The sequence below is a fragment of the Planococcus sp. CAU13 genome (assembly GCF_000775575.1).
Classification (GTDB): Bacteria; Bacillota; Bacilli; order Bacillales_A; family Planococcaceae; genus Planococcus.
On the sequence record NZ_JRGN01000254.1, the window covers coordinates 1 to 12,321 of the forward strand.

11 protein-coding genes are annotated in these 12,321 nt (G+C 43.8%); 1 reads left to right on the plus strand and 10 read right to left on the minus strand.

Features of this window, described 5'->3' with window-relative positions; genetic code table 11:
• Window positions 1-220 (plus strand): hypothetical protein (locus tag KW93_RS17830; RefSeq protein ID WP_033543282.1); only part of this gene is annotated, 220 nt, incomplete at its 5' end.
• Window positions 221-457: 237 nt separating this feature from the next.
• Here KW93_RS17830 and pepF read toward each other — a convergent pair.
• From pepF to KW93_RS12150, 10 genes are all read right to left on the minus strand, one after another.
• A complete protein-coding gene (gene pepF / locus KW93_RS12105; RefSeq protein WP_033543283.1) occupies window positions 458-2,266 on the minus strand; it encodes an oligoendopeptidase F in 1,809 nt (602 codons plus the stop codon).
• 46 nt (window positions 2,267-2,312) lie between these two features.
• Window positions 2,313-3,416, minus strand: a complete 1,104-nt coding sequence (locus KW93_RS12110) for a competence protein CoiA (protein WP_052131604.1) — start codon at window positions 3,414-3,416, stop codon at window positions 2,313-2,315.
• Window positions 3,417-3,572: 156 nt separating this feature from the next.
• Window positions 3,573-4,232, minus strand: a complete 660-nt coding sequence (gene mecA, locus KW93_RS12115) for an adaptor protein MecA (protein WP_033543284.1) — start codon at window positions 4,230-4,232, stop codon at window positions 3,573-3,575.
• A gap of 260 nt (window positions 4,233-4,492) precedes the next feature.
• Window positions 4,493-4,888, minus strand: coding sequence for a transcriptional regulator SpxA (spxA, locus tag KW93_RS12120; protein ID WP_006829729.1), 396 nt, complete (start codon window positions 4,886-4,888; stop codon window positions 4,493-4,495).
• A 363-nt stretch (window positions 4,889-5,251) separates the two neighbouring features.
• Window positions 5,252-6,466, minus strand: coding sequence for a putative glycoside hydrolase (locus KW93_RS12125; protein WP_033543292.1), 1,215 nt, complete (start codon window positions 6,464-6,466; stop codon window positions 5,252-5,254).
• 105 nt (window positions 6,467-6,571) lie between these two features.
• Window positions 6,572-7,510 (minus strand): ABC transporter ATP-binding protein, encoded by a 939-nt coding sequence (locus KW93_RS12130; RefSeq protein WP_033543286.1) that lies wholly within the window; start codon window positions 7,508-7,510, stop codon window positions 6,572-6,574.
• Window positions 7,510-8,565 carry an ABC transporter ATP-binding protein gene (locus KW93_RS12135; RefSeq protein WP_033543287.1) on the minus strand — a complete coding sequence of 352 codons (1,056 nt, stop codon included), beginning with the start codon at window positions 8,563-8,565 and terminating at the stop codon, window positions 7,510-7,512. The genes KW93_RS12130 and KW93_RS12135 overlap by 1 nt, the downstream gene beginning before the upstream one ends.
• A gap of 15 nt (window positions 8,566-8,580) precedes the next feature.
• Entirely contained in the window at window positions 8,581-9,600 is a 1,020-nt protein-coding gene (gene opp3C, locus KW93_RS12140; RefSeq protein ID WP_033543288.1) for an oligopeptide ABC transporter permease, read from the minus strand.
• Window positions 9,600-10,535, minus strand: a complete 936-nt coding sequence (gene opp3b, locus KW93_RS12145; protein ID WP_033543289.1) for an oligopeptide ABC transporter permease — start codon at window positions 10,533-10,535, stop codon at window positions 9,600-9,602. The genes opp3C and opp3b overlap by 1 nt, the downstream gene beginning before the upstream one ends.
• A 195-nt stretch (window positions 10,536-10,730) precedes the next feature.
• On the minus strand, window positions 10,731-12,321 hold a 1,591-nt coding region (locus tag KW93_RS12150; RefSeq protein ID WP_033543290.1), incomplete at its 5' end, for a peptide ABC transporter substrate-binding protein.

A 12,321-nucleotide genomic window follows, 5' to 3' on the forward strand; every position in this document is an offset into this window, starting at 1 on the left:
CAGCGCCTCTAGAGGCGCTGTGCTTATTTTTTTTGCCACAGAAAAACGCCTGCCACGTCCGGCAGGCGTTTTTCATTACACAAAGGGGATGGGAGAAATGTTCACGCTCAAACAAAGGGGTGTATGTTTGTATGTGATTTATTTCACAACCTTACCTTATCACGAAATAATTGTTCATGCAATATTTCACAAGCAATTTCACAAATTCGTCATATTATAACGAAGTATTCCAACAAAGCAATTATATTAAAATAATTTAAAAAACAGTCTCTTTGATAAGAGACTGTCTTTTTTAGACTGTTGAGAAACAACTGCTGCTGTAAGCATTTCGCTGCATATCTTTTAATTTCTCGAAGCCAGCGCAGCGATGCAGGAGCATGGGTTTTTGGAAAGCGAAGCTGTTTTGCGGAATTTCGATAATCTGTTTTCTTTCTCTGCATATTAGTCTTTCGCACGCTTATTTATTCAGCAATAATTTCTCAAGCTCTGTGAGTTTTTCTTCGAAAACTTTGCAGGCTTCCTCTACCGGAGCGGACGAAGTCATATCGACTCCAGCTTTTTTAAGCACTTCAATCGGATAATCCGAACTGCCCGCTTTCAGGAATTCATTGATGTACCGGTCAACTGCCGGCTGCCCTTCTTCCAGAATGCCTTTACTCAGGGCTGTAGCAGCACTGAAGCCTGTAGCGTATTGGAAAACATAATAATTGTAATAGAAATGAGGGATCCGTGCCCATTCCATACCGATTTCCTCATCTACAGCCACATCTTCACCGAAATATTTCTTATTCAGCGCGTAATAAACTTCGGTCAACCGCTCGGCAGTCAGCGCTTCGCCTTCCTGGTCCATCTTATGGATGGTATGTTCAAACTCCGCAAACATCGTCTGGCGGAATACCGTGCCGCGGAAACCATCAAGCCAGTGATTCAACAGGTAGATGCGCTCCTGGTCGTCTGCAGTGGTGTTGACCATATATTCATTCAATAAAGCTTCGTTTGTTGTAGAGGCTACTTCCGCCACAAAGATTGAGTAATCTCCGTAAACATAAGGCTGGGAAGCACGCGTGTAATGACTATGGACGCTGTGGCCGAATTCATGGGCCAGGGTGAAAAGATTTTCGACGTTATCCTGCCAGTTCATCAGAATATACGGATTTGTGCCATAGGCTCCCGATGAGTATGCACCGCTCCGCTTCCCTTTGTTCTCCAGCACATCCACCCAGCGGTTCTGGATGCCTTCCGCTACAATCCCTGTATATTCCTCGCCGAGGGCCGCGAGCCCGTTCAGCATCAATCCTGTCGCTTTTTCATAAGGGATTTCCATTTTCACTTCTTTTACAAGCGGCGTATGCATATCCCACATATGGACTTTGTCGATGCCCAGCACTTCTTTACGGAGTGCCGCATAACGGTGCAGCAGGTGCAGGTTATTGTTTACCGTTTCGACGAGATTATCATAGACACTTTCCGGAATGTGGTCATCCGATAAAGCGGCATGCCGCGCAGAATCGTATTTGCGGATGCGTGCATTGACGTTATCCCGTTTGACGGTGCCTGCCAAAGTGGAAGCAAACGTATTGAGGAATTTGCCGTAAGTTGCATAGACCGCTTTAAAAGCATCTTCCCGCACACGGCGGTCTTTGCTTTCCAGGAAACGGATATAATTGCCATGCGTGATTTGGACTTGATCGCCGTTTTCATCTCCAATTTCCGGGAACTCCAAATCTGCATTGTTCAAGTTTCCGAAAGTTTCCGAAGGTGAATTTACGACTTCCGATAATTGGGCAAGCAGAGATTCCTGTTCTGCCGGCAGGACATGCGGCCGCATAGCATTCAGTTCATCCAGGGCATGCCTGTACAGCTTCAACCCTTCATGGTCCTCCACGTAGCCATTCAGAACTTCTTCCTCAAGTTCCAGTATTTCCGGTGTTAAAAATGACAGACCCGCTGATACTTTTGCATATAATGCTTTGATCCGGCTGTCCATCGCCTGGTATTTTGAATTTGTCGTATCCTGGTCATAGCGCATATGGGAATATGTATACAGTCTTCTCAAGCGCTCCGATAACTCATCTTTATATGTCAGGACTTCGTAAAGAGCTTCCGCTCCCTCTTTTAATCTCCCTTCATATGAACCAGCCTTTTCAGCCAGGGCTCCCACTTCTTTGAATTCGCTTTCCCAATCTTCATCAGAAGCGAAAATATCTTCGAGCTTCCAGGTTAAGTCAACAGGAACTTCATCGCGTTTCAGTAATTTATTGGCCATTAATATTTCCTCCTTTGTTCTGCTCTTTCGGGAGTCGAACTGCCTTTCATTTTCTCAATTTTCTTACGTTTTTGCAATAGATAGCATATAAAAGATCATTTTGTTTGAAAGGCTCCATGTCCGTTCTTTCCGTTTCATCGAGAAATTCCGTATAATCCATCAATACTTTTCTTGCCTGGCTGTCTTTTCCTCTTCTGTGAAGCTTGATGGAGCCCGTTGCCAGCACTTCGTCGATACTTCGGCCAAGGCTTTTTGCCTGCATCAGTTTTAATTGCCAGATGACTGCATAATCAGCGATACATTCAGAGCCGAATACCGGTACACCGATGTAATCAGGCAGACGGTCCTTATCGATGCCCATTTTGTAGCAAAGCAGCCAGAAAGGATTGCGGTACCTGTTTTTCGCAAACCGCTGAGAACGGATAAAAGCCATTCTCACAGCAGCGAAGACCGTGCAGACCTTTTCAAAGTCACTGCGGTTCAGGTTTTTGGGAACCGCAAAAGGAAACGTCTGCTGCGCTGCCGGCAAGGACACGACTTTGCCCACCCACCTGCTGCCGCTGAGCGGAAACAAATTCGAATAATAATAGAATTTCCGGGTATCCGGATTCAGCAGCATCAAATGGTTGACATTTTCCTGGCCAATCAGCATCTCCTTCTGATATTCTAGAATCTTCACTACTTGCACCGCGTTTTCCTGTTCTTCCCTGCTTCCGGCGATCCATGCGAAATGAAAATTCTGCGATGCATAAGCTGCAGATCTTTTTGACACCTCGGCAGCAGCAATCGGACTGCACTGAAATTCAATGGCCGTATTGCTGTTCACAAACAAATCTGCCCGCTGGCGAATCACAGGCAGATACTTTTCCAGTTCAGCGGAAATATGTCTTTCCTTGAAAAAGTGGTGCAGCAAAATCTTCCCTTCGATATGCAGCGCGGATTCAGGCTCACTCGCACCACAGGCGGAAAGAGATTTATGGGCAAAATGGGGAATCTTAATCTCTCCGATTTTCAGCAGCACCAAATTGCCGCAATCCGGACAATAAAACTCATTGCCTTCCCTCAACTTCCGCAACTCACTGCGGCTTAAGGAATCATTCAGATAAACAAGCGTTTTGTCCCGACTTTTAGCAGTTAAGATAATTGCCACTCTCCTTTTCTTATATTATAGAAGGAAGAAAGTGTATACACAATATTCAATTTTCAGACTACTTAAGTATAAATGTACAATTTCATAAAAAAACCCGTAAGGAAAAGGCATGCTTTTCCTTACAGGTTTTAAATAATGATTTTACAGGGCTTTCATTCAGCCAAAATAATGAAGCACATTTGCCAGTGCATCTTCTTTGAATATTTCCTTGCCGTATTCTTCAAGACGATGAATGGTAACAGGTGAATTTTGAAGATATTCTGTGAATACACTCAAATGATCTTTAATATCATCATCTGAATGCAGGATTTCGTCGAATTGGACATGAAGGAAGTATTTCCCTTCAAAATGGTAGAGAGCCGTTTCCAGAGGCACATATTGCAGACGGCGTGATAACGGAAGCAATTCATCAACTTCAGAGAATACAAAGCTGTATTCAAGGCTTTTCGTATCCGGCTCGTTGAATACCGGTTCAAATTCATCAAATTCAGTTGCAGCTCCTGCATCGTCATTTGAGAACATTTTACGGCGTTCTTCTATGTCATCCGGCATATCCAGTTTTTGACCGTCTTTTGTCAGTTGTGCACGGGTAACCGTCACTTCCAGGCCTTTATCCAAAGCCTGGACCTGAATCCATAAAGGGCCTTCCATTACAAAGTCAGCCTCTTCATTGACTTCATCCATCATTTCCCAGAAAAGCTCTTCGCTCTTATCTCTGTTAAACCATATTTCGTCACGGCTGAACCCACGTTCTTCAACGTCGAGATAGGAAATGTAAAATTTAACTGTGTTATCGTTAATGCGTTCTATTTCCATTTTACACCTCTCCTTTCGAATTGGACCAAGAGGATCTTCCTCATAAGCCGTGCGGTGTTGTTGCTTAAATAATTATATCGTGTTTTCGGCTGTATGAGAAAGTAAATGCTTCATGCCAAAGTCTGGGGGCGGATAATTAGTTACGAGTCTATTCCAATTGCACATGAATTGCAAGGAAAATCACAGAAATTAAATACAGAAAAGCTGTCCAAAGATCCATTATGAATTGACATAAAGGCCGGACAGCTTTTAGCTTATTTTCAGTTCACCATTCGTTGAGCTTCAAGCAATTGGTAAGCTCTCACTTTACGAGGGAGGAACCGGCGGATTTCATCTTCGTTATAACCGACTTGAAGTCTTTTTTCGTCCATGATGATAGGCCGGCGCAAGAGGCCAGGATGTTCCTGGATAAGCTCGTATAATCTTTGGAGCGGCAGGCTTTCCACATCGACATTCAGCTTTTGAAATATTTTAGAACGTGTAGAGATGATTTCATCTGTACCGTCTTCAGTCATTCGCAGAATTTCTTTTATCTCGCTGATTGTAAGTGGCTCAGAAAATATATTGCGTTCTGTATATGGAATTTCATGCTCTTCCAGCCATGCTTTTGCTTTACGGCATGAAGTACAGCTTGGGGAAGTAAATAGAGTAACCATCATAATTGAACACTTCCTTTCGGATTCGGGAATTTCAGTTTATGTTACTAAATTAGAATGAATATAATTTAGAAGCTTTACATACATTATACAATAACTAACTTTCCTTGAATATAGAAATCGCATATTTATAGAGAAAATGCATAATACTTGTCACAAAATGGCTATAATTCGACTTTCACTACATTTACATATAATAAATTTACCCGTTTTTCTTAGACATTAAACGCGTAATTTAAAAAAATTATATTCTCAATTAGAAATTTCTTTTTGAAAATATCTCATACTATATAGTACGTTTGAAAGATTAAAAAGTTCCACAAAAAAAAGAAGCTGATTTAAAAATCAGCCTCTTTCCACTATCTAATCCAGCGGTGTATAGTCCACACCAGGTGAATAGGTATTGCCTGCATTCCATAGAAGGAATTCATTAATGCCGTTGTCATTCAACGCCTTGATCTGAGCTTCCACTTCGGCTTTGCCGTATCTCAGGTAGTTGCCTGCTCCCAGATAAGAAGCAGTGAAATCCTGCAGCCAAGGGCGCGATACCGGCGGATTTTCAAGTTCAGCCAGTTTGGCATTTTCCACTTTTGCGTACTCCGCTACTAATTTGTATGGTTCAAGATCCGGCTTAGCGATGCCAAAGTAGGAAGTCCAATGGCTCGGGTAAATCATCGATGAAATGACATCGACATTTTCTGAGATCAGTGAGAAGTTCTGGCCGATGCCCGGTGCTTCCGGCAATGTGGCCGAATAGCCGAAAATATCCACGGATACATCAACGTCATACGGTTTCAGCTGCTCCCGTGCATATGCGACGAAATCGGTCACGGCAGCCACACGGCTCTGAGTGCCGTCATATTCATCCCCGCCGTATTCACCTCTTGAATACTGCAAAGTGTCTGCGCGGTTTTCAAACCCTTCAGGGAAACGAACATAATCGAACTGTATTTCTTTAAAGCCCATTTTTGCAGCTTCGACAGCGATGTCCACGTTATAATCCCATACTTCTTTCATATATGGATTAACGAAAGATTCACCTCTGCGGTTTTTCCAGACAGCTCCGCCATCCATGAATGACCATTCCGGCTTTCTTTCAGCCAGCGCAGAGTCTTTAAAGACGACCACTCTGGCAATCGGATAAATTTGTTCCTGTTCCAGCCGTTCCAGCATTGCTCGCGGATCTTTGATATAAGGCTGACCAATTTCATATTCCGCCAGTTTCGAGCCTTCTTCCGGCACATAGGTCATATAGCCGAAATCTTCCTTGATATCAATGACCATCGCGTTCAAATCCGTGCTGCCGACCAGTTCGATCAGGTTTTCAAAACGGGCGCCGCCTGCTGAATGGCCCGTAACAAAAATTCCGCGCACAGCATCAGGGTATTCAAAATTGAGGCCTGAATTGTACTTGAATAATTGTGAGCTTGCCAGGACTTCTGATGGAATTTCGACAGCATTATATGTACGTGTTGTAAAATCCTGCGCCTTTTCCTGTTCTTCTGCAGCAAATGCCGGTGCTGCTGAAAGTCCACTCAAAAGCAATGCGGTTGCTGCAGCCATCTTAATTTTCTTCATATTCGCCAATACACCCTCTCAGTTGTCTTTCTCATTCTATTTTATCATCATTTTGACAAAATGAAACAAAAAAAAGGCAATACCACCATGTGGCATTGCCATTCCTTACACTTTTATAATACCGGCTTTCAAAGCTTCAAATTCACGCTCAGAACAATCGACAAAATGTCCTGGAGTTATTTCTCTCATGCGAACATCTTCACCTTCAGTATAATTATGCGAAGCAGGATCATAGGATTTACGGACACGGTTGCGTTCGTAATTTGGATCCGGAAGCGGAATCGCTGACAGGAGAGATTGTGTGTACGGGTGCATCGGATTATTGTAAAGATCTTCTGCAGGTGCAAGTTCAACCATTCTGCCGAAGTACATGACGCCGATGCGGTCTGAAATATATTTAACCATCGAAAGGTCATGGGCGATGAATAGATACGTCAGCCCTTTTTCTTCCTGCAGTTCTTTCAATAAGTTTACTACCTGTGCCTGGATGGAAACATCCAGTGCTGAAATCGGCTCATCGGCAATGATGAAATCCGGGTCTACAGCAAGTGCACGGGCGATCCCTAAACGCTGGCGTTGTCCACCTGAAAATTCATGCGGATAACGGTTCGCATGTTCTTTGTTTAACCCAACAGTTTTCAACAGGTCGAAAACCATTTGTTCGCGTTCTTTTGAGTCTTTTGCCAGGCCGTGAATGTCGATGCCTTCAGCGATGATATCCATTACTTTCATCCGTTGATTCAACGAAGCATACGGATCTTGAAAAATCATCTGCATCTTGCGGTTGAATTTCTTCAGCTCTTTTTTCGACTTCTTGCCATGAACGTTTTCACCTTCATAAAGCACTTCACCATCGGTAGCATCATACAGACGGATAATGGAACGGCCGGTTGTGGATTTCCCGCATCCGGATTCTCCAACAAGGCCCAATGTTTCTCCTTTATAGATATCAAAAGAGATGCCGTCGACCGCTTTTACTTCGTTCGCTTTGCCGACGTTGAAATGCTGCTTCAAATTTTTAATTTCAAGTAATTTCTCAGCCATCAATTTTTGCTCCCTTCATAATAACGGCTTCCCGGGAACTTTTTCATTCTTTCAATTACACTTAGCGGAGGCTCCACTTTTGGCGCATCCGGATGAAGCAGCCAAGTGGCAGCCTTATGCGTATCACTGATTTCAAAGAATGGAGGATCCATTTCCATATCGATCTTCATCGCGTATTCACTGCGGAGCGCGAAAGCATCGCCTTTTGGCGGCTCTAGAAGATCCGGCGGTGTTCCAGGAATCGTATATAGTTTAGCATCTTCGGTATCGAGGGACGGCATCGAGCTAAGCAGGCCCCATGTGTAAGGATGCTGTGGATTATAGAAAATTTCATCCACTGTTCCAATCTCCACAATTTTACCGCCGTACATTACTGCTACACGGTCTGCAACGTTTGCCACAACTCCAAGGTCATGGGTGATGAAAATGATGGAAGTATCAATTTTCCTTTGCAGATCCTTCATCAATTCCAGAATCTGTGCCTGAATCGTTACATCCAGTGCCGTCGTCGGCTCATCGGCAATCAGAATCTGCGGGTTGCAGGCAAGCGAAATCGCTATAACGATACGCTGGCGCTGACCTCCGGAAAATTGGTGAGGATACTGCTTCATGCGCAATTCCGGTTTCGGCATTCCGACAAGGCGCAAAAGGTCAATCGCCACTTTGCGCGCTTCCGGTTTGCTGATTTTCTGGTGCTTCAGCAAAGGCTCTGTAATCTGTCTGCCGATTGGCATTGTTGGATTCAACGAAGTCATTGGATCCTGGAAAATCATCGAAATCTCTTTGCCCCGGATTTTTTGCATTTCTTTATCGGACAATTTCGTCAGGTCTCTGCCACCAAACAGGATTTCCCCGTTTTTGAATTCTGCTGAACTTTCAGGCAGCAGACGCATAATTGATTTTGAAGTTACGGATTTACCCGAACCCGACTCACCAACGATTGCCAGTGTTTCACCTTTATATAAATCGAAATTAACACCCCGAATAGCTTTTACTTCCCCGGCAAAAGTGTTAAAGGAAAGTTCGAGGTCTTTTATTTGTAGAATTTTCTCCATCTTCGGCTTTCCTCCTTAATCTTTCATCTTAGGATCGAGGGCATCGCGCAATCCATCACCGATCAAGTTAAATGAAATCATGATCAAACTCAATACGAATGCCGGAATTGCCAGGATATGCGGCTGATACTGGATTAATTTGTACCCGTCATTGATGAGAGTGCCCAGTGATGCATCAGGCGCCTGCAGACCAAGCCCGATGAAACTCAGGAAAGCTTCAAAGAAAATTGCTCCAGGAATTGTGAACATCGTATTGATGATGATTACACCTAAAACGTTTGGCATTAAATGTTTCCAGATGATTCGATTGTCTGACGCACCAAGTGTGCGGGCAGCCAAAACGAATTCCTGGTTCTTGTATTTGAGTACCTGGCCACGGACCACCCGTGACATACCGGTCCAACCGGTTATGGTCAGTGCGATAATGATGGCCAGTATTCCAGGGTCCATGATCATGATGAAAAGGATTACGACTACTAGGTTCGGAATACCGGACAGGATCTCCACAATCCGCTGCATAATATCATCCACACGTCCGCCGAAGTATCCAGAAATCCCTCCATAAACCACACCGATCACCATATCAATCAACGCAGCGGCAAAAGCGATGAACAGTGACACCTGCGTACCTTGCCATACACGCGAGAACATATCGCGGCCAAGGCCATCAGTACCAAACCAATAATTCTGGTCGACATTTTTCAGTTCATATAAATCTACTTCCTGACCGCCAAGCTCACCAACGCCATTAAAAATTCCAAGATTCTCAATCACTGGGATTTTTGGCGGAAGGTTCGCATGAGTGATCGTCTGGTCATTCGGCTCGTATGGGCTGATGACCGGTCCCAGTAACGCCATAATTACGATCAATCCGAAAAGGATGATACTGAAAATGGCCCCTTTATTCTTTTTAAGCCGGCGCCATGCATCCTGCCAGAAGCTGACACTTGGTTTTGAAATACGCTCAGCCTGTTTGGTGTCTTTTGGTATTCTGTCAAAAGAACCTTGAGGCAGTTTTTCATAGTTTTGAGACATTAACTCTTACCTCCTGAAAGACGGATACGAGGATCGATAACACCGTATAAAACATCTACAATTAATATTACTAAAATGAGGAATACCGAGAAGAAAATGGTAGTACCCATTATAATTGAAAAGTCCTGCACCATAATGGAAGTAACAAATTGCTCCCCGATTCCTGGAATTGCGAAGATCTGCTCAACAACAAGTGATCCTGTCAAAATACTGACGGCCATTGGTCCAAGAACGGTGATTAGCGGAATCAGAGCATTCCGGAAAGCATGCTTAAATGCAATTTCAGAACCACTGGCTCCTTTGGCTTTTGCAAGCGTTATATAATCAGAACCCAGCACTTCAATCATTTCTGAACGGATAAACCGCGCAGCTGTAGCCAATGGGAACATCGCGAGCGCCAATGAAGGCAATACGCTGGACATGAATCCTTCTTTCCAGAAAGCTACCGGGAAAAGCTGCCATTCTACAGCCAGCCAGTACTGGAGAAGCGAAGCGAATACAAATGATGGAATCGATATCCCGATGATCGCGACTGTGGTACTGGCGTAGTCTATCCAGGAGTTTTGCTTCACAGCTGCTACCATACCGAAAAGTATTCCAAGAATGGTACCGAAGAGCATGCCCTGGAAACCGATCTGCGCGGATGGTCCAATGCGGTTCAAGATGATATCCGTAACAGGGGCACCTTTGAACTGGTTGATGGAGACTCCTAAATCTCCTTGCACCAAACCGAACATATAGTCAAAGTATTGAACCGGAAGAGGGCGATCCAGACCGTAGGAAGCTTCAACAATTGCCCTTTGTTCAGGAGATAATCTATCTGCGGAAGCAATAGGGGAACCAGGTAGTATTTTCATTAGAAAAAATGTAAAAGTGGCAATCAGGATTAAAGTTATTAACATATAAAACATTCTTTTACCGATATATCGTGCCATGGTGCACCTCCAAAATAGAATACTTCTATTATATAAGCTTTATTTTCACAAGAAAATTAAAACTTTTACATTCAAATTTAGCAGAAAAGGTATAATTTTCGGTGAACTTTCCTGCATTAGAAAAGAGAGTATATCAAACCGAAGTATCGATATACTCTCTTACTATTCTTTTTACTCCAGAGACATTAAGTTAAATTACTCTTTGCCTGAGATGAAAGCCCATTTGTAGCTGTAATCCCCACCGAATGGGTGAGAAATGATGTTCTGTACATATGGTTTTTGAAGGGACATCAAACCACGCTGATAAATAGGTGCGATAGCTGCATCTTCTTCAATTAGGATTCTTTCAGCGTCAGCCATTGCCTGCCAGCGCCCTTCCAAATCAGTAGCCAATTCACCTTTTGCCTGCTCAACCAAGCTGTCGAATTCTTCGTTCGAATAAGACATCAAGTTGTGAGAAGAACCAGTTACGAACAAGTCGATGAAAGTCATAGGATCCTGGAAGTCAGGGCCCCATCCAGAGTTCTGGATATCGTAGTCCTGTGCTTCATCAAGTTCAAGACGGACTGCAAATGGTACAGCTTTAAGATTAACAGTCAAACCTTCAAGGTTTGTTTCAAGCTGATCTTTCAAGTAAGCGTCCATTTTACCAGCCAATTCGCTGTCGCCGCCAAGCAGTTCAAGTGTTACTTCAGTTTGGCCGATTTCTTCAAGGCCAGTAGCCCAGAATTCTTTAGCCTGTTCAGCATCGAAGCCAGTCAAGTCGCCATTCACTTCGCGGAAATCTTCTCCCTCTTCAGTGAAAGCAAACTCAGTTGGTACAAGGTAGTTTGCAGGAAGTGAACCGTTAGCCAATACTACATCAGTCAAATCTTGCTTGTTGAAAGCCATAGAAATCGCTTTACGGATGTTTACGTTCGCAAGTGGAGTTTCTTCACCATTGCGTTCCTGGTTAAATTTCAGGTAGAACAAAGTTGGTTCAAGTTCTTTTTTAACATCTGGATCATTGCCGCGCTGCAAAGCGTATTCAGCAGAAAGACCTGCACGGTCGATTTCACCAGTGTCATAAGAGTTGATAGCAGTAGCAGTTTCTTTAACTACGTTTACGTTGATAGTTTCAAGTTGAACTGTTTCTGCATCCCAGTACTCAGGATTTTTTTCCATTGTCCAGCCGCCGCCTTGAGTAATATCCCAGTTTGTCAAAACAAACGGTCCATTATAAAGAAGGTTCTCGGAAGTCTGTGCATAATCAGCACCTTGTGCTGTTACAAACTCTTCGTTTTGCGGGTAGAAAGTACCGAAAGCCATTAGAGACATGAAATATGGAGTAGGACGCTCAAGTGTAACCACTAGAGTTTTATCGTCTTCTGCAACAACACCAAGCTGTGCCGGGTCTCCACCTTCAGATACTTCAGTTGCGCCTTTGATCGTGCCAGCCATCATGTATGGACCATAAGGTGATCCAACTGCTGGGTCAAGCGCGCGTGACCAAGAGAATACGAAATCGTGAGCTGTAACCGGCGTACCATCAGACCAGTTAGCGTCACGCAATTTGAATGTGTAAGTCAAGCCGTCTTCAGAAATTTCAGGCTCTCCTTCTGCTAGTGCAGGTGTTGCTACGTTTTCTTCGTTAAGACGGAAAAGACCTTCATTAACGTTGTTCAAAATATTGAAAGCTACAGCGTCTTCAGCGATAGCTGAATCCATTGTTGGGATATCCGCACTTTCAACAAGGTTTAGAACTTGTTCAGCATCAGGCTCGCCAGCTGCTGTTTCAGTTCCTTCT